This is a genomic window from Microbacterium luteum (genome assembly GCF_015277875.1).
Taxonomy (GTDB): Bacteria; Actinomycetota; Actinomycetes; order Actinomycetales; family Microbacteriaceae; genus Microbacterium; species Microbacterium luteum.
In genome coordinates, this window is the sequence record NZ_CP063814.1 from 479,079 (window position 1) to 499,918 (window position 20,840).

Annotated in this window: 17 protein-coding genes; 14 read left to right on the forward strand and 3 right to left on the reverse strand. The window is 71.2% G+C overall.

Annotated elements, in window-relative coordinates:
- Complete coding sequence (locus tag IM777_RS02335) at window positions 1-648, reverse strand: ThuA domain-containing protein (protein WP_228480914.1); 648 nt, start codon at window positions 646-648, stop codon at window positions 1-3.
- 76 nt (window positions 649-724) lie between these two features.
- Here IM777_RS02335 and IM777_RS02340 point away from each other — a divergent pair, with 76 nt between their 5' ends.
- From IM777_RS02340 to IM777_RS02380, 9 genes are all read left to right on the forward strand, one after another.
- Complete coding sequence (locus tag IM777_RS02340) at window positions 725-1,606, forward strand: siderophore-interacting protein (protein WP_071045064.1); 882 nt, start codon at window positions 725-727, stop codon at window positions 1,604-1,606.
- A 142-nt stretch (window positions 1,607-1,748) separates the two neighbouring features.
- Window positions 1,749-2,585 carry a transposase gene (locus tag IM777_RS02345; protein WP_194384494.1) on the forward strand — a complete coding sequence of 279 codons (837 nt, stop codon included), beginning with the start codon at window positions 1,749-1,751 and terminating at the stop codon, window positions 2,583-2,585.
- A gap of 22 nt (window positions 2,586-2,607) precedes the next feature.
- Window positions 2,608-3,387, forward strand: coding sequence for a GTP pyrophosphokinase (locus IM777_RS02350; protein WP_194384495.1), 780 nt, complete (start codon window positions 2,608-2,610; stop codon window positions 3,385-3,387).
- A gap of 48 nt (window positions 3,388-3,435) precedes the next feature.
- Window positions 3,436-4,638 (forward strand): cation:proton antiporter, encoded by a 1,203-nt coding sequence (locus IM777_RS02355; RefSeq protein WP_071045061.1) that lies wholly within the window; start codon window positions 3,436-3,438, stop codon window positions 4,636-4,638.
- The gene (locus IM777_RS02360) at window positions 4,635-5,123 is read left to right on the forward strand and encodes a glutaminase (protein ID WP_194384496.1); all 489 of its coding nucleotides are present in this window, start codon (window positions 4,635-4,637) and stop codon (window positions 5,121-5,123) included. The genes IM777_RS02355 and IM777_RS02360 overlap by 4 nt, the downstream gene beginning before the upstream one ends.
- Window positions 5,124-5,206: 83 nt before the next feature.
- Window positions 5,207-7,444, forward strand: coding sequence for a glycogen debranching protein GlgX (gene glgX / locus IM777_RS02365; protein WP_194384497.1), 2,238 nt, complete (start codon window positions 5,207-5,209; stop codon window positions 7,442-7,444).
- 30 nt (window positions 7,445-7,474) lie between these two features.
- Window positions 7,475-9,856 (forward strand): malto-oligosyltrehalose synthase, encoded by a 2,382-nt coding sequence (gene treY, locus IM777_RS02370; RefSeq protein WP_194384498.1) that lies wholly within the window; start codon window positions 7,475-7,477, stop codon window positions 9,854-9,856.
- Window positions 9,857-9,952: 96 nt separating this feature from the next.
- Entirely contained in the window at window positions 9,953-11,725 is a 1,773-nt protein-coding gene (treZ, locus tag IM777_RS02375; protein ID WP_194384499.1) for a malto-oligosyltrehalose trehalohydrolase, read from the forward strand.
- 62 nt (window positions 11,726-11,787) lie between these two features.
- Window positions 11,788-12,612, forward strand: coding sequence for a tryptophan-rich sensory protein (locus tag IM777_RS02380; protein ID WP_194384500.1), 825 nt, complete (start codon window positions 11,788-11,790; stop codon window positions 12,610-12,612).
- 69 nt (window positions 12,613-12,681) lie between these two features.
- On the opposite strand, the gene IM777_RS02385 is transcribed toward IM777_RS02380, so the two are convergent.
- The gene (locus tag IM777_RS02385) at window positions 12,682-13,419 is read right to left on the reverse strand and encodes a glutamine amidotransferase-related protein (RefSeq protein WP_194384501.1); all 738 of its coding nucleotides are present in this window, start codon (window positions 13,417-13,419) and stop codon (window positions 12,682-12,684) included.
- 173 nt (window positions 13,420-13,592) lie between these two features.
- Here IM777_RS02385 and IM777_RS02390 point away from each other — a divergent pair, with 173 nt between their 5' ends.
- The 4 genes from IM777_RS02390 to IM777_RS02405 all read left to right on the forward strand — a co-directional run bounded on the left by IM777_RS02390 (window position 13,593) and on the right by IM777_RS02405 (window position 18,884).
- Window positions 13,593-14,105, forward strand: coding sequence for an RNA polymerase sigma factor (locus IM777_RS02390; RefSeq protein WP_228480915.1), 513 nt, complete (start codon window positions 13,593-13,595; stop codon window positions 14,103-14,105).
- Window positions 14,095-14,568, forward strand: a complete 474-nt coding sequence (locus tag IM777_RS02395; RefSeq protein ID WP_194384503.1) for a hypothetical protein — start codon at window positions 14,095-14,097, stop codon at window positions 14,566-14,568. The genes IM777_RS02390 and IM777_RS02395 overlap by 11 nt, the downstream gene beginning before the upstream one ends.
- 68 nt (window positions 14,569-14,636) lie before the next feature.
- A complete protein-coding gene (locus IM777_RS02400) occupies window positions 14,637-16,313 on the forward strand; it encodes a S8/S53 family peptidase (RefSeq protein WP_194384504.1) in 1,677 nt (558 codons plus the stop codon).
- 69 nt (window positions 16,314-16,382) lie between these two features.
- A complete protein-coding gene (locus IM777_RS02405; RefSeq protein ID WP_228480916.1) occupies window positions 16,383-18,884 on the forward strand; it encodes a CHAT domain-containing protein in 2,502 nt (833 codons plus the stop codon).
- A 527-nt stretch (window positions 18,885-19,411) separates the two neighbouring features.
- Here IM777_RS02405 and IM777_RS02410 read toward each other — a convergent pair.
- On the reverse strand, window positions 19,412-20,131 hold the full coding sequence (locus tag IM777_RS02410; RefSeq protein WP_194384505.1) for a LysR family substrate-binding domain-containing protein: 720 nt from the start codon (window positions 20,129-20,131) through the stop codon (window positions 19,412-19,414).
- Between the two features lie 39 nt (window positions 20,132-20,170).
- Here IM777_RS02410 and IM777_RS02415 point away from each other — a divergent pair, with 39 nt between their 5' ends.
- The gene (locus tag IM777_RS02415; protein ID WP_176759432.1) at window positions 20,171-20,569 is read left to right on the forward strand and encodes a DUF1304 domain-containing protein; all 399 of its coding nucleotides are present in this window, start codon (window positions 20,171-20,173) and stop codon (window positions 20,567-20,569) included.
- Window positions 20,570-20,840: the final 271 nt, after the last annotated feature.

The window sequence follows — 20,840 nt, forward strand, 5'->3', positions numbered from 1 at the left end:
CTAGGCGGTGGACCAGCGGGCCAGCCGCGCGACGAGGTCCCGGTGGCCGGTGGAGGAGTAGGAGCGGGCGTCGTGGCCGAGCACGTCGACGGCGACCCGGCTCGCGGCATGCGTGCGCACCCACGCCGCCGGCATCCGTTCCCCGTCCACGTCGAACTCCGCCACGACGTGGCGCTCGCCTATCGCCTGCAGGCGGGAGTAGCGCTCGTCGTACACGTCGAAGTCGTGCACCTCGCCGCCGTCGGGAAGCGACAGCATCCGCACCCGAACGTCGCCGATCGGCGGATGCCACGACAGCTCCGGCACCCACATGCCGCCGACCGCCGCCGCCCAGTGCGGGTAGTCCCGCATCGACGCCACCGCGCAATGCAGCGCCAGCATGCCGATTCCGCGGTCGAGTGCCTGCGTGAAACCGTCGATGGATGCCGCTGACGCGGGCTGCCCGCCCTCGCCGCGCCACGGGTCGCCGGCGTTCACGACCAGCAGGTCCACGCCCTCGAGGTGGGTCATCGCCCGATCGACATCGTCGTCGACGGAGACGTCGAATCCGGCGTCCGTGAGGATCGCCGACAGCTCCGGAGTGGTCTCCGGGAAGGGGTGCCACGGATCGGCGTAGTGACCGCTGCCGCTGGCGATGAGCGCTTTCACGGATGCCTCCTGGTCGACGACGATGGGAGAGGGTTTCCCATCGTACGGCGGTGTTCCGGGGCATAGTGTGGTGCCGATGACTCCCGCTGAATCCGATTCCGCCCGCCCGTCCGTCCCGCGCCGCCGCGGAAAGCAGATCGTGCTGGAGGTGGTGCGGAGCGAACCGCTCACGCCTCACCTCGTGCGCGTGCATCTCGGCGGCGAGGGCTTCGACGAGTTCATCGCCGAGGCCGATCCGGACAAGCTGGCGTGCACCGACACCTACGCGAAGCTGCTGCTGGCCAAGCCCTCGCTCGGGCTCACGCCTCCCTACGACCTCGAGGCGCTGCGGGCGGAGCTGCCCCGCGAGGACGTGCCGTCTCGCCGCACCTACACGATCCGTGACGTCGACGAGGCGGCGCGAACGATCGCCATCGACTTCGTGGTGCACGGCGATGAGGGTCTCGCCGGGCCCTGGGCGTCCGCGGCGCGCCCCGGCGACCGCCTGTCGCTGTCGCTTCCGGGCGGCGGATACGCGCCGGCCGACGGCGACGTCACCCACGTGATCGTCGGTGACGACTCGGCCCTCCCCGCGATCTCGCGCGCGGTCGAGGCCCTTCGCTCCGACGCGCGCGGCGTGGTGATCGTCGAGGTCGACGACGAGCAGTCGCAGCTGCCGCTGACCGCCCCCGCCGGCGTCGACGTGCGCTGGCTGCACCGCGCTGGTCCGAGCGGTTCGGCGCACCCCGGCACGCTCCTCGTCGCCGCGGTCGAGGCCATGGCCCGACCCGACGGGGCCGTCGACGTCTTCGCGCACGGCGAGCGCACGGCGATCAAGCGTCTCGGCGCGATCTTCCACGGCGAGTGGGGGATCGGCCGGCAGGAGATGTCGGTGTCGGCCTACTGGGCGCACGGACGCGCCGAAGACGCCTTCCAGGCCGAGAAGCGCGAGGCCGTCGGGAAGATCTTCGCCGACTGACGCGTCGACAACACAGGAGATCGGCCGCCGCCGCGCCTCTCTCGGCCGGGAACACAGCAGTGTGGCCGGAATCTCCTGTGTTGTTCACCGGGGAAGGCGAGCGTTCCGGCCGTGGCGTGTGCCAACCGGGCACAATGGGGCCGTGCCGCACGACGAGATCGACGAGGTCGCGGCGGAGCTGTACGCCCTGCCGCCCGACGCCTTCACTGCGGCCCGAAACGCGCGGGCGGCCGCCGCGGGCGGGGAGGCCGGCCGCCGCATCAAGGCGCTGCGTAAGCCCACCGTCGCCGCGTGGGCGGTCGATCTGCTCTCCCGCGAGGGAGATCTCGGCGAGGCGCTCGAGCTGGCCGCCGCCCTCCGCGAGGCGCAGGACGACCTCGACGCCGCGGAGCTGTCCCGCCTCGGCAAGCAGCGCAGGCAGCTCGTCACCGCCCTCACCGCGCAGGCGGTCGCGCTCGCCGAAGACGCCGGCGTTTCCGTGAGCGCCGCCGCACGCGACGACGTGCAGAAGACCCTCAATGCCGCCGTGATGGATGCCGCCGCCGCCGCGGCGGTCAGCACCGCGCGGCTCGTGCGGCCGTTGGAGGCGACCGGGTTCGGCTCCGTCGAGCTCGCCGATGCTGTCGGAGGCTCGATTCCCGGTGCGGCTGCGAAGCCTCCCCGCGACGATCTCGCCGACCGCCGTGCGCGCAAGGCCGCGGAGAAGGCGGCCCGCGAGGCCGAGAGGGCGGCTGCCGACGCCGACCGCGAAGAGGCGAAGCTCACCGAACGGCGCGATCGCGCTCAGCAGAAGCTCGATCACGTGCGCGAGCGCCTCGATGATCTGCGTCGCGACATCGCGCGTCTCGAGCAGGACGAGACGGACGCCGCCCGCACCCTCGCCGACCTCGAGGCGGAGCTTCGCGCGGCGACTGCCGCGGCGCGAAAGGCGACCGCCGCGGCAGAGAAGGCTCGTCGGTCCTTCCCAGAACTCTCGTAGTCGGCGCCCCTACGGTGAGGGCATGGCGACGCCCCGATCCGCAGCGGCCGACTCCGACGACCTCCCCGTGCTGCTGAGTCCGTCCGAACTCCGCACGGCGAGGGACGAGTTCCAGCAGTTCCTCATGGAGTACCGCTTCGGCATGCAGGAGATCGAGACGAAGATCGCCATTCTGCGCGACGAATTCCTGCAGCTGCACGATTACAACCCCATCGAGCACGTCTCGAGTCGCGTGAAGTCGCCCGACAGCCTGGTCGAGAAGATCCGGCGCCGCGAGATCCCGCAGGACTTCGCCTCGGTCCGCGAGCACATCACCGACATCGCCGGCGTGCGCATCACGTGCAGCTTCGTGACTGACGCTTATCGGCTGTTCGACCTGCTCGCCGCGCAGGACGACATCACCGTGCTGCACGTGAAGGACTACATCGCCGAACCCAAGGCGAACGGATACAAGAGCCTCCACGCCATCCTCCAGGTGCCGGTCTTCCTCTCCACCGGGCGCATCGACGTTCCCGTCGAGGTGCAGTTCCGCACCATCGCCATGGACTTCTGGGCGAGCCTGGAGCACAAGATCTACTACAAGTACGACCGCCGCGTCCCCGCGGAGCTGCTCGATGATCTGAAGGATGCCGCGGACACGGCCGCCGAGCTCGACACGCGCATGGAACGCCTGCACCGTGAAATCAGAGGGTCCGGGGAGATCCGAGGGTCCGGGGAGGTCCGTGGTGCCGTGGAAGAGTCGGACGCACCGCGCCCCGCCCGCCCTCCGATCCTCCGCCACGCTCCGGTGCTCGGCGCCTGAAGCGCGCGGGCACGCGGCGAAGGGCGGGTGACTCGCTAGGGTGAGGCCGTGGACGACCTTCAGCCGCAGACCCTGGTGATCATCCCGCTGCTGGCGGTGCTGGCGCCGCTGTTCGCGCGGGGTCTCGGCCGCTGGGTGCGGGTGCCGGTCGTCGTGTTCGAGCTGCTGCTCGGCATCCTCATCGGACCGGCCGTGCTCGGCTGGGTCGGGGAGTCCGCGTTCATCGAGCTCATGAGCGACTTCGGCCTCGCGATGCTGTTCTTCGTGGCCGGCACCGAGATCGAGTTCGCCGCCTTCCGCGGGCGTCTGGGCCGCCGGGCGAGCCTCGGATGGATTCTCAGCCTCGGCGCCGGGGTCTTCGCCGCCCTCGTGCTCACCCCGTGGGAGGCCGCCGTGGTGATCGGCATCGCGCTGTCGTCGACCGCGCTCGGCACGCTCCTGCCGGTGCTGCGGGATGCGGGGGAGCTGAAGTCGCCGTTCGGTCAGGCGGTCGGCGCGGTCGGCGCGCTCGGCGAGTTCGGACCGCTGATCGCCATCTCGCTGTTCCTCGGCAGCCGCGACATCGGCCTGTCGACCCTGGTGCTGCTGCTGTTCATGCTCGTGGCGGGTGGGGCGATCTGGCTGGCCTTCCGCATCCCGCACGGCGCGATGCACCAGGCGGTCAGCGCGACGCTGCACACGTCGGGACAGTTCGCGATCCGGGTGATCCTGCTGATCCTCGGCGGTCTCATCTCGGTCAGCGTGCTGCTGGATCTGGACTTCCTGCTGGGGGCGTTCGCCGCCGGCATCGTGTGGCGCCTCATCATGCGCGACGCCGACGAGGCCGATCGAGAAGCGGTCGAGAGCAAGGTGGAGGCGGTCGCTTTCGGCTTCCTCGTGCCGATCTTCTTTCTCTACACCGGTGTCACCTTCGACCTCCAGGCGCTGCTGGCCGACCCGATCCTCTTCCTCGGCCTGCCCGTCGTGCTCCTCGCGCTCTTCGTCATCCGCGGTCTGCCGTCGATGCTCGCCGCGCCCGTCGGCTCGACCGGCAAGGATCGCCTCGCGATGGCGTTCATGGGTGCCACGGGCCTTCCGATCATCGTCGCCGTCACCGCCATCGGACTGGATGAGGGCCTCTTGACGACGGTGCACGCCGCGCTCCTCGTCGGCGGCGGCATGCTGTCGGTGCTGCTGTTCCCGCTCATCGCGATGCGGCTGCGCGGCGAGCGGGCTGCGCGGATCGCCCCGACCCTGGACGACATGGCGTGAGCACCAGCGCCCTGTTCGCCGACGCCCGCGACCGGCTCGCGGGACTGCCGCGCGAACAGCTCGGCGAGCTCGTCGAACCGCGTCGCGTGCTCGGGGTGCGCCGTGCCCCGCGGATCGCGCCCCGTGATCAGGCGTGGCACCTGGGGGTGCTGCTGGTCGCCGACGAGCACGTCTCGGCCACCGGCGAGATCGTGCGCTCCCGCGAGGAGGCACGGCGCGGATTCACCGCCGAGTCGCAGCGGGACCGCGCCGCGCTTCAGGCGGCGGCCTTCCGCGGCGGCTTCGAGGAGGGCATCGCCGTGCACGTCGGCTGGCGGGTGCTCGACCTCGCCGCGGTGGATGCCGGTGGGTCGTCGGGTCCGCTGGCGATGATCGGCGGTAAGCCGCACGTGCGGTGGAGCGCAGCGGCCGGATTCGTGCCGCTGGCCGGCTACCTCGACGAACGGATCGGGCTCCTGGCCGACCCGCCGCGCGGGGCATCATAGCGACGAGAGGCCGACTCCGGGAGGACCCGTTCGCGACGCACGCATCCTCTAGGGTTGAACTCCCGAACTCGAGGTGGTTTTTCGTGCAGACATGGCCCGGATCCGCATATCCGCTGGGTGCGACATTCGACGGTAACGGCACGAACTTCGCGCTGTTCAGCGAAGGTGCCGACAAAGTCGAACTGTGCCTGTTCGACGACGACGGCACCGAGACGTGCGTCGAGCTGCTCGACGTCGACGCGTTCGTCTGGCACGCGTACCTGCCGAACGTGCAGCCCGGGCAGCGCTACGGCTACCGTGTTCACGGCCCGTACGATCCGGCCAACGGGCAGCGCTACAACCCCAACAAGCTCCTGCTCGATCCGTACGCCAAGGCCGTCGACGGTCGGGTGAAGTGGGGACAGTCCGTCTTCAGCTACACCTTCGGCGACCCGGACTCGCGCAACGACGACGACTCGGCGGCCGACATGATGAAGGGCGTCGTCATCAACCCCTTCTTCGACTGGCAGGGTGACCGGTCGCCGAAGACGCCGCTGCACGAGACGTTCATCTACGAGGCGCACGTGAAGGGGCTGACGCAGCTGCACCCGTCGGTGCCGGAGGAGATGCGGGGAACCTACGCCGGGGTGGCGCATCCCGCGGTCATCGACCACCTGCAGAAGCTCAGCGTGACCGCGATCGAGCTCATGCCGGTGCACCAGTTCGTCAACGACTCGACCCTGCAGGAGAAGGGGCTGTCGAACTACTGGGGTTACAACACCATCGGCTTCTTCGCTCCCCATCACGGCTACGCCTCGACGGGCGTCAACGGCCAGCAGGTGCAGGAGTTCAAGGCGATGGTGCGCTCGCTGCACGAGGCGGGCATCGAGGTCATCCTGGATGTGGTCTACAACCACACCGCGGAGGGCAACCACCTGGGCCCGACCCTGTCGATGCGCGGCATCGACAACGAGGCGTACTACCGGCTCGAGCAGAACGACAAGCGCTACTACACCGACTACACCGGCACCGGCAACAGCATGAACGTCGGCAACCCCCACTCGCTGCAGCTGATCATGGATTCGCTGCGCTACTGGGTGCTGGAGATGCACGTCGACGGCTTCCGCTTCGATCTTGCCTCCACGCTCGCGCGCGAGTTCTACGATGTCGACCGCCTCTCGACCTTCTTCGAGATGGTGCAGCAGGACCCGGTGGTCTCGCAGGTGAAGCTCATCGCCGAGCCGTGGGACGTCGGCCCCGGCGGCTACCAGGTCGGCAACTTCCCGCCGCAGTGGACCGAGTGGAACGGCAAGTACCGCGACACCGTGCGCGACTTCTGGCGCGGCGAGCCGCAGGCCCTGGGCGAGTTCGCCTCGCGCCTGACCGGCTCCAGCGACCTGTATGAGCGGTCCGGGCGCGCGCCGGTCGCGTCGATCAACTTCGTCACCGCTCACGACGGCTTCACGCTGCGCGACCTCGTGTCGTACAACGACAAGCACAACGAGGCCAACGGCGAAGACAACCGAGACGGCGAATCGCACAACCGGTCCTACAACCACGGCGTCGAGGGCCCGACCGACGACCCGGAGATCCTCACGCTGCGCGCCCAGCAGCAGCGCAACTTCATCGCCACGATGATGCTGAGCCAGGGCGTGCCGATGCTCTCGCACGGCGACGAGCTCGGCCGCACGCAGTTCGGCAACAACAACGGCTACGCCCAGGACAACGAGCTCACCTGGATCGACTGGGATGCCGTCGACCAGCCGCTGGTCGAGTTCACCGCTGCGCTCGCGCGCCTGCGCAAGGACCATCCCACCTTCCGGCGCACACGCTTCTTCGACGGACGCCCGGTGAAGATGGAAGAGGGTCGGCCCATTCCCGATGTGGTGTGGCTGCGGCCCGACGGCACGCTCATGCAGCCGGAGGACTGGGAGTCCGGGTTCGGCCGCACGATCGGGATCTTCCTCAACGGTCGCGGCATCCGCGAGCGCGACAAGTGGGGCGAGGAGATCACCGACCGGCACTTCATCGTGCTGTTCAACGCCGGCGACGAGCCCGTCGACTTCAAGATCCCGGCCCCGCGCTACGGGCCGGAGTGGGATGTCATGGTCGACACGGCGGGGGAGTGGGCCAACACCGACCCGCTCGATCCCGGTTCGCGCATCCCGCTGCAGCCGAAGGCGCTCATCGTGCTGCGCGAGCACGACCTTCCCGACCCGGAGGTCGATCACTCGGTCGCGGCCTCGCTCAGCATGCTCGTGCATTCGCGCACCACCGAGATCCCCGTCGTCACCCCACCGTCACCGTCCGCGGCCGCCTCGGTCGACGACGAGGGTGACTGACGGATCGCACCGGACCGGAAGAGGACTGCCATGCCCGCGCATCCCGTGTCGACCTATCGGCTGCAGATCCGCGCCGGTTTCGATCTCGACGCCGCCGCGGCGGTGACCGGATACCTCGCCGACCTCGGGGTGGACACCGCCTACGTGTCGCCGTTGCTGCAGTCGACGCGGGGCAGTGACCACGGTTACGACGTGACCGACGTCACACGGGTCGACGCCGACCGCGGCGGACCCGAGGGGCTCGCCCGCTTCTCGGCGGCCGCCCGCGATGCCGGGCTCGGCGTGCTCGCCGACATCGTGCCCAACCACATGGGCATCTCGCAGCCACGCGAGAACCCGTGGTGGTGGGATGTGCTCACCCACGGACGCTCATCGGCGCACGCCGACGCGTTCGACATCGACTGGGAGGTCGGCGAGGGCCGCATCCGCGTACCCGTCCTCGGGGCGCCGTTGGATGAGGTGATCGGCGACATCCGCATCGATCCCGCGCCGGCGCCGGAATCGCCGACCGGGCTCGCACGGTACTTCGAGCACATCCTGCCCCTCGCACCCGGCTCCGTGGGCGAGGGCGACGACCTCGCCACGGCCGACGGGGTGCGATCCGTGCTCGAGCGGCAGCACTGGGAGCTGCGCTTCTGGCAGGACGAGGCCACGGACCTCAACTACCGCCGCTTCTTCGCCGTGACGACGCTCGCGGCGGTGCGGGTCGAGCGGCCGGAGATCTTCGACGCGACCCATGCCGAGGTGCTGCGGTGGGTGCGGGAGGGCCTGGTCGACGGCCTGCGCGTGGACCATCCCGACGGCCTCGCCGACCCGGGCGGCTACCTCGCGCGGCTGGCCGAGGCCACCGGCGGCGCCTACGTGCTCGTGGAGAAGATCCTCGAGCGCAGCGCCCACGAACCGGGCGCCGAGCCGTCCGAGGCGCTCCCGGCCTGGTGGGCCACCGCCGGGACGACCGGCTACGACGCGCTGGCCGAGATCGACCGGGTGCTCGTCGACCCGAACGGCGAGCAGCCTCTCACCGCCCTCGACGGCGTGCTGCGCGGCACCGTTCCGGTGTGGGGCGACATGATCCACGACACCAAGCGCATGATCGCCGACACGATCCAGGTCTCCGAGATCCGCCGCCTCGTGCGGGGCCTGCCCGAGCCGGTCGCCGACGCCGAAGACGCCCTCGCCGAGCTCCTGGCGTGCTTCCCGACCTACCGGTCCTACCTGCCGGCCGGGATCGAGGACCTCCACCACGCCGCTCGGGAGGCGGAGCGCCGTCGTCCCGACCTGGCCGACGCGATCCGCACCCTCGTCCCGGTCCTCTCCGACGCCACGCTCGAGGTCACTCGCCGCTTCGAGCAGACGACCGGCCCGGTCATGGCCAAGGGCGTCGAGGACACCGCGTTCTACCGCTACACGCGGCTGGGCTCTCTCACCGAGGTCGGCGGCGATCCCGTCGTGTTCGCGCTGTCGGTGCCGGGGTTCCACGCGGCGTGGCAGCGCCGTCAGGCGTCGTGGCCGCACGCGATGACGACGCTGTCGACCCACGACACCAAGCGCGGCGAAGATGTGCGCGCTCGCCTCGACGTGCTCGCCGAGGTGCCGGGGCGCTGGGGCGAGGTGCTGGATCGCCTGCGCGAGGTCGCCTCGACCGGGAACGGCCCCTTCGACAACCTGCTGTGGCAGGCGATCGTCGGATCCTGGCCGGCGACGCCCGAGCGGCTGCACGCCTACGCCGAGAAGGCGGCGCGCGAGGCCGCGGAGCAGACCGGCTGGTGGCGCCCCGACGAGATCTTCGAGCAGCGCATGCACGACCTCGTCGACGCCGCGTTCGGATCCGCCGGCGGTCTCGTCGAGGCCTTCGTCGACGAGATCGCCGAGGCCGGGTGGTCGAACTCCTTGTCGGCGAAGCTGCTGCAGCTCGCCGGTCCGGGTGTGCCCGACGTCTACCAGGGGTCGGAGCTGTGGGAGACCTCGCTGGTCGATCCCGACAACCGGCGTCCGGTGGACTTCGCGCGGCGAGCCCGGATGCTGGCCGAGCTCGACGCCGGGTTCTCGCGCGGCGAGCTGCCCGCGGTCGATGCCGGGGGTGCGGCGAAGCTGCTGGTCACCTCCCGGGCGCTGCGCCTGCGCCGGGAGCATCCGGAGCTGTACACGCGCTACACGCCGATGACGGTGGTGGGTGAGGCCGCCGACCACGCGATCGCGTTCGATCGCGGTGGTGCGATCGCCGTCGCGACGCGGCTGCCGGTAGGCCTCGCCGCCCGCGGCGGCTGGGGCGACACCGCCCTGATGCTGCCCGACGGCGCCTTCGTCGACGCGATCACGGGCCGGCGCATCGCGGGCGGCGCGAGCGCGCTCGCCGACCTGCTGTCGACGTACCCGGTCGCTCTCCTGGCTCGCGAGGTGTCCGGTGGCTGACATCGAGTGCACGAGAACTCGCCGAGTGCACGCCTTGTCTGCGCAGATATCTCGTGCTTTCGGCGAGAAGCCGTGCACTCGAGGGGGAATGAGATCATGAGCGTCGAGGTGTGGGGACCGCGGGTCGAGCGGATGCGGCTGCGCCGACCGGGAAGCGGCGACGTCGAGATGACCGCCGCCGCCGATGGCTGGTGGACGTGCGACGTCGACCTCGCCGACGGCGAACGGTACGGGTTCGTGCTCGGCGACGGGGATCATGTTCGCCCGGACCCGCGTTCGAGGCGTCAGCCCGACGGTGTGCACGGACTCTCTGCGCACGTCGATCACGAGGCGCTGACCGCCGCGGCACCGCACCTCACCGACGCGATGTGGACCGGGCGACAGCTTGCCGGAGGCCTGGTCTACGAGATGCACGTCGGCACCTTCACCCCCGAGGGCACCCTCGATGCCGCGGCCGGTCGCCTTTCGCACCTGGTCGACCTCGGGGTCTCGCATATCGAACTGCTGCCGGTCAACGGCTTCAATGGCGTGTGGAACTGGGGCTACGACGGCGTGCTCTGGTACACGGTGCACGAGGCCTACGGCGGGCCGGCGGCGTATGTGCGCTTCGTTCAGGCCGCCCACGCCGCCGGGCTCGCGGTCATCCAGGACGTCGTCTACAACCACCTCGGCCCGAGCGGCAACTACCTGCCCGAGTTCGGTCCGTATCTGCGCGACGCCGAGCGCAACACGTGGGGCTCCAGCGTCGACCTCGACGAGCCCGCCGTGCGCGCCTACATCGTCGAGAACACCCTGATGTGGATGCGCGACTACGGCGTCGACGGACTGCGGCTGGATGCGGTCCACGCGCTGAAGGACGCGCAGCCGGTGCACATCCTGCGCGAGCTCGCCGAGGCCGCCGACGCCCTCTCGGCCCATCGCGGCGTGCCGCTGACGCTGATCGCGGAATCGGACATGAACGACCCGACGCTGATCCTGCCGCGAGAAGCCGGCGGCTATGGCCTCCACGCGCAGTGGAGCGACGACTGGCACCACGCGGCGCACGTGGCACTCACCGGCGAGACGGTCGGATACTACGAGGACTTCGCGGCTGTCGACGCGCTGACCAAGGTGTGGACGCGCGGGTTCTTCCATGACGGCACGTACTCGTCGTTCCGGGGACGCGAGCACGGCCGGCCCGTTCCCGCGGAGATGCCGGCGTGGCGCCTGGTGACCTTCGCGCAGGACCACGACCAGATCGGCAACCGCGCCGCCGGCGACCGGCTCAGCCAGTCGCTGACGCCGGACCGCCTGGCCGTGGCCGCGGTACTGACCCTCACCGCTCCGGGCACCCCCATGCTCTTCATGGGCGAGGAGTGGGGCGCGTCGACTCCGTGGCAGTTCTTCACGTCGCATCCGGAGCCCGAGCTCGGGGAGGCCACCGCGAAAGGCCGTATCGAGGAGTTCGCCCGCATGGGGTGGGACCCGGCGACGGTGCCCGATCCGCAGGATCCCGAGACCTACCACCGCTCTCACCTCGCGTGGGAGGAGGCCGGCGACGGCGAGCACGCGCGCCTGCTCGCGCTCTACCGCCGCCTCGCGCGCCTGCGCCGCGAGCGACCGGAGCTCACCGATCCCGATCTCGCCGCGCTCGGCGCCGACCTCGTGGTCGACGAGGGCCCCGGCAGCCGCGCCTGGGAGCTGCGCCGTGGTGCGCTGCGCATCCTCGTGAACCTCGCCGGGAACCCGTGGACGACGCGAATGGAGGAAGGCGAGGTCGTGCTGCTGAGCACGTCGCCCGCCGTCACCGAGGAGTCCGGCGGCATCACCGTCCCCGCCGACGCGGCCGTCATCATCGGCCCGCACCGGCCGGGGGATGATCGCGCCTGACACAGCTGCGCGGGCGGCGCAAGCCTCTGAGCGGATTCCGGACGGGTTCCTACCGTAGGGGCATGACCTCGCCGCAGCCCGCATCCGAGACCACCGCGTCTGCCGCCGACCTCGTGCGGCAGATCGGGGTGATCGCGGCGACGGTGTTCATGCTGATCGCCGCAATGGTGGGCACGGGGCTCTTCGGCGGAACGCCCGTGCAGGACCTGCAGGGCGGCGCCCTCGACGCCGACGCGTCATATCTGGCGCCCGCCCGCCCGGCGTTCCAGATCTGGAGCGTCATCTACCTCGGACTCATCGCCTACGCGATCTGGCAGGCGCTGCCGTCGCAGCGGGCGAGCATGCGCCAGCGGTCGATGGGCTGGTGGATCGCGGTCACCGAAGTGCTCAACGGCCTGTGGCTGGTGACCGCTCAGTTCACGACGTTGCTGCTCACCGTCGTGATGATCGCCGTGCTGCTGGTCGCGCTCGGCTTCACCTTTCGGCGGTCGGTCGCGACCCGGCTTCCGCGCGGCGGGGTGCTGGATGCGGCCCTCATCGACGGCGTGACGGGCCTGCACCTGGGGTGGGTGACGCTCGCCACGGTCGCCAACCTCACCGCTTATTTCACCGCGAGCGGCGTGCGCGTGGACGCGCCCGATGTGTGGGGCATCGTGGTGCTGCTGGTGGTCGGTGTCATCGGTCTCGGGATCGCGTGGGCCAGCCGGTGGCGCATCGCGCCCGGTGTCGCCATCGCGTGGGGGTTGACGTGGCTGGCCGTGGCCCGCTTCACCGGCGAACCGTCGAGCGAGGCGATCGCGACGGCCGCCCTTCTCGTCGCCGCCGTGGTGCTGGTGGTACCCGCCATCATCGCGGGACTGCGGCTCCTGCGTCCCGAGCACGACTGACCGTGATCATCGTGACGCAAGGCCAGCCACGGACTTCCTGACAGACCGCGGCGTCGGCCGCCGCGCGGCTCAGAGGGCGATGCGCGTGGCGAAGGTCCGCAGCAGCGTCAACGGCGCGTCGAGCTCGGCCGGGCGCACGCGATCCGCGATGACATCGAAGTCGTCGGCGTCGAAGTAGCCGTCGTTGCGGTAGACGGTCATCCGCTCGATGAAGTCCGCCGGCGTGGGCTCGGGATGGAACTGCGTGGTGTAGACCCGCTCCCCGACGCGGTACGCCTGCACGGGGCACGCGGCGCCGGCGGCCAGATGCACGGCGCCCGGCGGCAGGGTCTCGGTGCCCTCCTTGTGGGCGGTGAGTGCGGTGAAGGTCTCGGGCAGGCCGTCGAAGAGCGGGTCGGCCGCGCCGGCATCGGTCACCTGCACGGGGGTCGGTCCGGTGTCTTCGGGGAAGGCGCGGCTCACGGTTCCCCCGAGCATGCGGGTGACCACGCCGATGCTGTAGCAGGTGAACAGCCCCACCGGTCCGCCGTCGGCCGAGGCGCCGACGATGCGCTCGAGGTCGGCCTCCACGCGCCGCTGCACGTCGGTCTTCGTGTCTTCAGGGTCGGTGACGTTGAACGGGCTGCCGCCGACGACGAGTCCGGCGTAGTCTCCGAGCATCGCCGCATCCAGCGAGGTGCGCACGAGGTCGAGCTCGTCGAGGGCTCCCGACTCGAGCCCCATGGCGCGGCCGAACGACCGCGATTCCGCCTCGGCGGCCTCGCGCTGCGGGCGCGCGCAGACATAGAGAATTCGCGCTTTCGACATCTGTCGATTCTCCCATGTATCACCGAGCGACTTTCGCCCTCTCCGGTGTTGTGGACACAATGGGCTTCATGACGCATGCGGGGTCTGGGGCCTCCGTCGAGTCCGTCGATCAGCCACGGTGGGAGAGAGCGGCCGCTTTCTTTCGGCGTTGGCGGGACGGCGACCGTCGGGCGATGGATGAACTGGTGGCGCTGATGACGCCGGTGCTGTGGCACGTGGTGCGCGCGTACGGGCTCGACGCCGCGCTCGCGCAGGACGTCGTGCAGACTACGTGGCTCACCCTCGTGCAGCGGCATTCCGCGATCGCCGATCCGAGTGCCGTGTCGGGTTGGCTGACCACGACGGCGCGCCGTGAGGCGTGGCGGGTGGGCAAGCAGCAGCGTCGCGCCGAGGCGACCGAGGCCGAGAACCTCGAGCCGCACCTTCCGGTCCACGAATCCGCGGAACAGACCGCGGCGACCGACGACGAGTCGCGTCGCCTGTGGCAGGCCGTGGCACAGCTCAATGAACGCTGCCAGCGGCTGCTGCGCATCGTCGCATTCGACGACCGCCCCGACTACGCCCGCATCGCCGCCGACATGGCGATGCCGGTCGGATCGATCGGACCGACTCGCCGGCGCTGCCTCGGCAAGCTCCGCACCCTCTTCGAGGGCGCCGGGGAAGAGGAAGACGCACATGGACACTGAAGACTTCGCCGCAGACGCGGCGCTGTTCGCGCGGCTGCGCGCGACATGGGATGACATCGACCCGATGCCGGCCGACATGATCGATCGGATGGTCGCCGCCGTGGCGGTCGCCGACCTGTCGCGGGAGTACGCGCTGCTGACCCTCGTGGAGGGGGCCGTCACCGGAGCGGTGCGCACGACGCCCGCAGAGACCGCGACCCTGCAATTCAGCCGCGGCGACACGACCGTGCTGCTGCACGTGAGCGTGACCGCCGCGGGCAATCGGCGCATCGACGGCTGGGTCGACGCCGAGACGCTCGCGATCCGGCTCGTGCAGGGCGACGCGGATTGGGCGGCCGACCCGGCCGAGCACGGCCGGTTCGCGTTCGAGGAGATCCCGCCCGGCATGACGCGTCTGCGGATGGCCGTGCGCGGCACGGACGGAGCCATGAAGGAGTTCGAGACGCCTCAGTTCGAGGCCTGAGAGCGGTGGATGCGCCCGCATCCGCCGAGTGAGATCGCCGTGCGCGGCGAGAGAGAGCAGGGGGACGCATGGCCGACACCGTCGATGAGCCCGGGTGGCGCGATCGGATCCAGGCCGGCAGGCCGCGCGGCGTGCCCCTCGACCCGGGCGTCGAGCAGGTCGAGGGCGTCGATCCCTATCCGACCACCTATGCCGCCGATCATGTGCTGCTGACGGAGGGCGCGCGGCTGCTCGAGATCCTCGAGATCCTCCGATCGGCCGGCGCCTACTTCGGGTGGGGCGTGCGCGTGGAGAGCATCCGGGGTGATCGCCAGACCGACGCCGAGGCGGAGGAGCGTGCGAGGGTCGCCGAGGAGGAGCTGGGGCTCCCCCTCGTGCTCCTCGGCGTCATCTTCCCCGACCCGAAGCCCGGCCGCGACGATCAGCCGGTGCCGCCGGTGGATGCGTGGCGTCTGCTCCAGCGTGCGCGGGCGATCTACGGCAAGGACCTCAGCGGCGTCGCTCTCGACCACGTCATCAGCGTCGACCCGTCCGGTTCGACGAACCCCTACGGCTCCACGAACCCCTACGGTTCGACGAACCCCTACGGCTCCACGAACCCCTACGGTTCGACGAACCCGTATGGCTCGACCAACCCCTACGGTTCCACCAACCCCTATGGGTCGACCAACGCTCCCGGTCCGGGGGCCTACGCCTACCCCGGGTCGGGTGGGCGTGAGGTCGTCAGCTACATCGGCGATCCGCCCCGGCGCGACGACGAGACCGTCCGCGGGCGTCGCCCGGTGGTGGCCTACATGGACACCGGCTGCGGAAAGCACGCGTGGCTGCCGCCGTCGATCGTCGATCGCGACCCCCACGTCAACGGTGTGCCGATCGGGATCACGAATCCCGCCGACGATCCCGAGGCGATCGGCGACGTCTCCGGACCCTACGACGGCTTCCTCGACGCGGCGGCCGGTCACGGCACGTTCGTCGCCGGGGTCGTGCGGCAGATCTGTCCCGACGCCGACCTCATCTCGATCCGCGTTGCCGACAGTCAGGGCACGTTGCTGGAGGGCGAGTTCCTCGAGGCGGTGCGCGCGGTGGCGGAGCTCGTCATCCGCGATGCCCGGGGTCTTCCGGGCGGCCGCCCCATCGATGTGCTCAACCTGTCGCTGAGCTACTACCACGAGACTCCGGAAGACGGTCAGTTCGACCAGACCCTCGTGCGCTACCTCGTCGCCGCGCGGCGGCACGGCTGCGCCGTGGTGTGCTCCGCCGGCAACGACGCGACCTCTCGCCCGGCCTTCCCGGCGGCGCTCTGGCGGTGGCCCGACGCCGAGTTCGTCGTCGATGATCCGTCCGATGCGGCACCGCACCTGTCGGTCGGCGCCCTCAATCCGAACGGCAAGACCGTGGCGCTGTTCAGCAACATCGGGCGCTGGGTGCGGGTCTACGCACCGGGCGCCGCGGTCGTGAGCTCCGCCCCGCCGTTGAACGGCGGAACCCAGGCCGGCACCCGGAACGACCGCTTCGGGCTGCGACGGGAGACGATCGATCCCGATGACTACACCGGCGGCTTCGTCATGTGGAGCGGCACGTCGTTCGCCGCGCCGTTCATCGCGGGGCTGCTCGCCGAGCGCATCGCCGACGGACTCATCGACGGCACCGCCGACACGTCGGTCGCCGCGCGCGTGAGCGCGCTCGAGAAGGCCGGATCCCGCGCCCTGCGGGAGTGGGACGGGCACCGCCGCGCGCCCGCCTGAGCCGCCCGGTCACCCCGCTCTCTGCCGGCGCGGTGACCGCGTCCGCCGCGACTACGGCATGATGTCGGCGTGGGCACGGACGCGACGCAGCTGCATCAGCGCGCCGTCGCGCAGTGCATCGACGGCCGCTTCGCGGCGGCGCAGCGCACGCTCGACCGGGCCGAGCGCCTGACCGGCGACCGCGACCTGCTCGCGCGCATCGCCGGAACCCGCGCCATCGCCCTGCAGCGCACCGGCCGCCCCGTCGCGGCAGAAGAGGTGCTGCAGAACGCTCTCGCCCAGCCGGGACTCAGCCCGCACACGGAGTCCATCCTGCTCGGCCAGCTCGGCGGTCTCGCCACCTACAACGGACGACTCGACGATGGCGAACGCTGGCTCGGCGATGCCATCGACCGGCTGAGCGACGATCCCGTCGCCGCGTCCCGCATCCGCATGAACCGCAGTCTGGTGCGCATGCAGCAGCGGCGTCTGGCCGAGGCGGCGGATGACCTGTCGGCGGCGGTGTCGGTGTTCGCCGAGCACGGGCTCGCCACCGACGCGGCGCAGGCGCGTCACAATCTCGGATACACCGCGCTGCTGCGCGGCGACCTGGTCCGCGCGCTGCGAGAGATGACAGACGCGCGATCGGATGCTGCGACCTCACCCGTCGCCGAAGCGATCGGCGACATGGACCGCGCCGAGGTGTTCCGGGACGCGGGGCTCACGACCGAGGCAGAGGAGCTGTTCCGGCACGCCGCGGCGATCTTCGGCGCGCGCCGCATGCCGCAGTCGCGAGCCGAGGCGGAGTTCCACCTCGCGAGATCGCTGCTCGCACACGACGGTGCGGCCTCAGCGCGGGTCGCCGCAGACGCCGCGCGACGGTTCCGGGCACTGGGTAACGACGCGTGGGCCGCCCGCGCCGAAGCGGTGCGCCTGCGGGCGCGCCTCGCGGAGAGACGGCCGGGCTCCGGGAATCAGCACCGGCCTCCCGCCCCGGCAGCGGCGGAAGATGTCGCGGCGTCGCTCGTCGTTCACGGCTTCCGCAGCGAGGCGGTCGCACTTCGCATCGCCGTCGCACGTGCCGCCGTGCGTGCGGGCGACCCGTCCGCCCCGGCGCCGCGGGTGCCGGCATCCGCTCCGATGGACCTGCGGCTGCTCTCCGACGAACTCAAGGCCACCCGCGCGGCCGCACGCGGACGCCCGACCGAAGCCCGCCGACACGCGGCGGCGGGGCTGGATCGCCTCGGAGCGTGGCAGAGCTCGTTCGGCAGCATCGATCTGCAGACCTCGGTCGCCATGCACGGGGCGAGCCTCGTCTTCGCCGGGCTGCGTTCGGCGGTGAGCTCGCGCGCGCCCGAGGTGGTCTTCGAATGGTCCGAGCGCGCACGGCATCTGAGCCAGCAGGTCGTTCCGCTGCGGCCGCCTCCGGACCCGCAGCTGGCCGACGCGCTCGCCGAGCTTCGCATGCTCCGTGCGGAGAATCCCGCCCGCGACTGGCTCTCCAGCCCTCGCGCGGCACAGTTGCGTGACCTCGCCCGCGAGCGGCAGTGGACATCTGTCGGCGCGTCTCGCATCGACGCGCGGGTCGACCTCGCGACGCTCTGCGACGGCCTCACCGCCGACACCGCGCTGCTCGCCTACGTCTACACGGGGCGCGAGATCGTCGCCGTCGTGTGCGATGGCTCCCACGCCGAGATCGTGTCCCTCGGCGACGGCGACGAGGTGCGCGACCTGCAGAAGGGGCTGCGCGCCGATCTCGATGTCGCTGCGGCGGTGCGCACGGGGCCGATGGCGGCGGTCGTGCGCCGGTCTCTCGACGCGCGACTGGCCGCCCTGTCGGCCGCCCTCCTCGACGGGCCGCTCCGGCAGACCTCCGCCCGCCGCCTCGTGGTCACCGCGCCGGGACTCCTGAACGCCATCCCGTGGGCGATGCTGCCCGGCATGCGCGGGCGTGTGTTCACCCTGGCCGCGTCGGCCTCGCAGTGGCTGCATCGGCGTGAGGCCGTGGAGCCCGCCGTCGCGCCGACCGTGGAGCCCGCCGTCGCTCCGGCGGCACCGCTGAGCGCGGGGTTCGCAGTCGGGCCACGCGTCGCGCGCGGCGGAGAGGAAGCCCGAGTGGGCGCCTCAGCCTGGTCCGGTGCCCCCGTCATCGACGGCGGCGCCGCCACCGTTCAGGCGATCACCGACCTGGCCGGCGAGGTCGACGTACTCCACGTCGCCGCGCACGGCCGTCACGCGGTGGACAACCCGATGTTCTCCGGTCTCGAACTCGCCGACGGCGCCCTCTTCGGCTACGACATCGATCAGGTCTCCCGTGTGCCCGCGACGGTCGTGCTGTCGGCGTGTGAGGTTGGTCGATCGTCCGTGCGATGGGGCGAGGAGGCGATCGGCATGGCGCGGGTGTGGCTCCACGCCGGGTCGGCATCCGTCATCGCCGCGCCCGTCGTCGTGGCTGACGACATCGCGTGCGAGCTGCTCGGCTCGATGCACGCCGAGCTCGCTAGCGGCCTCGCGCCGGCTGAAGCGCTCGCAGCCGCATCCGCTCGGCTCGACATGGTCTCGCCCTTCCAAGCGCACGGTACCGGATTCTGAGCTGAGACGGCGACGGCCCGCGACCGAGACCGCGACCGAGACTGCGATGGGTCGGCCGATTCGCGCGGAAAGAATTCTCACGGCGATGTATCAGCGATCGCCCAGGATGCTCTAGATATGCGAAGTGGTCGTGTTGGGTCGGCACCGGGGGGCGCCGACCACTGGGGGCACGAAGAGTTCCCCGCTTGTCGGGGCTCGCGGGGATTCACGCCATTTCCGGGGGATGCCGTTCGCACGTGTGGCGGCATCCCCTGTTCTCGTGCCCGGGCGCTTTTCGGTGTCGCCGTGCCACGGGTTGCGCTTGCCGTGGCGAGGTGCTTCGTGACGCTGCTCAGACCGGACGCTGTTCAGACCGGGGACGGTGCTCAGACCGGGGACGGTGCTCAGACCGGGGACGGTACTCAGTGGCCGGCCGCGGTTCTCAGCCGCGAAGCGATGCTCAGAGTCGGGGCGCTGCTGGGACGCGGGACGCTGCTGGGAGCGGGGACGCTGCTCGGACCGGGACGCGGTTCAGGCCCGGCCGCTGCTCAGCTGCGGGACGAGTTCGCCGTGCGGCCGCGCACGATTCCCACGAACGCGTCGACCAGCGGGGTCGTGCGGTCCGCCACCCATGCGAGGGCGACGGTCGATTCCGGTGCGCCCTCGAGCCGGCGGTGCGCGACGTCTTTGCGGTGATGCAGGCGCGCGAGCGACATGGGAACGATGACGATGCCGACCCCGGTCGCCACCGTGGCGATGGCGTCCTCGGTGGTCGTGGGCGGATCGAAGGCGGGCGTCGCGACGCCCGGGAACATCTCCTGCCGGATGCCCAGCGCGTCATCGCCCGGGATGATCAGCACTTCGTCGACGAGGTCGTCCGGGGAGAGCACGTCGGCAGCAGTGAGGTGCGAGTCCGCCGATGTCGCGACGACGGGCACCTCGTCGTAGAGGGGGATCACGTGGAGGTCGGACCGGTCGATCGGCAGGCGCACGAGCGCCGCATCCACCCCGCCCGAGATCAGCGCGTCACGCTGTTCGGCGACGTCGAGGGTGCGAAGCTCGAGCGGGTTCCGCGGCATGCGCTCCTGCCAGGCGTCGATCCACTTGCCGGGCGTCGCCCCGGGGATGGCGCCCAGCACGAACGGGCCGGGCGGGGGCGCGGGTGACCCCTCGTCGCGCCGCGCCGGTGCGGAATTGCGCGCGGTCCGCTGCTTGGGCGACCGCGCGGAACGGGTGTTCGGTCCCGAGGGTCTCGCGCGTCTGGGCATGGAGCCACGCTAGCGCTCGCGGAACGCTAGGGTTCGATCATGATCGCGATCCTCGCCACGGTGTTCGGGGTTCTCGCCGCGCTGCTGCACGTGTACATCTTCGTCATGGAGTCGGTGCAGTGGACGCGGCCGCGCATCTGGAAGCGCTTCGGGGTGCGGGACCAGGCCAGCGCCGACGCGATGAAAGGCATGGCCTACAACCAGGGCTTCTACAACCTGTTCCTCGCCGTCGGTGCGGTCCTCGGCGTGGTGCTCTTCTGGACCGGAGCCGATGGCACGGCCGCCGACGTGGCGGGCCGCACGCTCGTGCTGTTCAGCCTCGGATCGATGACCGCGGCGGCCCTCATCCTGCTCAGCACCGGCCGCTCGTACCTCCGCGCGGCACTCGTGCAGGGCACCCTCCCGCTCCTCGGATTCGCCCTCTTCCTCTTCGCCTGACCCGTCGCCCGCGCCGCGCCTCCCGCGCCGCGCGTCCCGCCTCCCTCGCCTCCCGCGCCGCGCCTCCCGCGCCGTGTTCGCCTGCGCCTGACGCGCCGTGTCCCGCGTCCCGCGTCCCGCGTCCCGCCTCCCGCGCCGCGCCTCCCGCGCCGCGTTCGCCTGCGCCTGACGCGCCGTGTCCCGCGTCCCGCGTCCCGCGTCCCGCCTCCCGCCTCCCGCCGAGACGTTCGGTTGTCACGCGATGTCGCCATCTCGGGGGATGACGACATTC

Excerpts from the sequence above, each read along its gene's own strand:
- IM777_RS02380 (WP_194384500.1), top strand. The coding sequence starts at position 11,788 with ATGACCTCGCCGCAGCCCGCATCCGAGACCACCGCGTCTGCCGCCGAC.
- treZ (WP_194384499.1), top strand. The coding sequence starts at position 9,953 with ATGAGCGTCGAGGTGTGGGGACCGCGGGTCGAGCGGATGCGGCTGCGC.
- IM777_RS02350 (WP_194384495.1), top strand. The coding sequence starts at position 2,608 with ATGGCGACGCCCCGATCCGCAGCGGCCGACTCCGACGACCTCCCCGTG.
- IM777_RS02385 (WP_194384501.1), bottom strand. The coding sequence starts at position 13,419 with ATGTCGAAAGCGCGAATTCTCTATGTCTGCGCGCGCCCGCAGCGCGAG.
- IM777_RS02395 (WP_194384503.1), top strand. The coding sequence starts at position 14,095 with ATGGACACTGAAGACTTCGCCGCAGACGCGGCGCTGTTCGCGCGGCTG.
- IM777_RS02340 (WP_071045064.1), top strand. The coding sequence starts at position 725 with ATGACTCCCGCTGAATCCGATTCCGCCCGCCCGTCCGTCCCGCGCCGC.
- IM777_RS02390 (WP_228480915.1), top strand. The coding sequence starts at position 13,593 with ATGGATGAACTGGTGGCGCTGATGACGCCGGTGCTGTGGCACGTGGTG.
- IM777_RS02410 (WP_194384505.1), bottom strand. The coding sequence starts at position 20,131 with ATGCCCAGACGCGCGAGACCCTCGGGACCGAACACCCGTTCCGCGCGG.
- IM777_RS02415 (WP_176759432.1), top strand. The coding sequence starts at position 20,171 with ATGATCGCGATCCTCGCCACGGTGTTCGGGGTTCTCGCCGCGCTGCTG.
- IM777_RS02400 (WP_194384504.1), top strand. The coding sequence starts at position 14,637 with ATGGCCGACACCGTCGATGAGCCCGGGTGGCGCGATCGGATCCAGGCC.
- treY (WP_194384498.1), top strand. The coding sequence starts at position 7,475 with ATGCCCGCGCATCCCGTGTCGACCTATCGGCTGCAGATCCGCGCCGGT.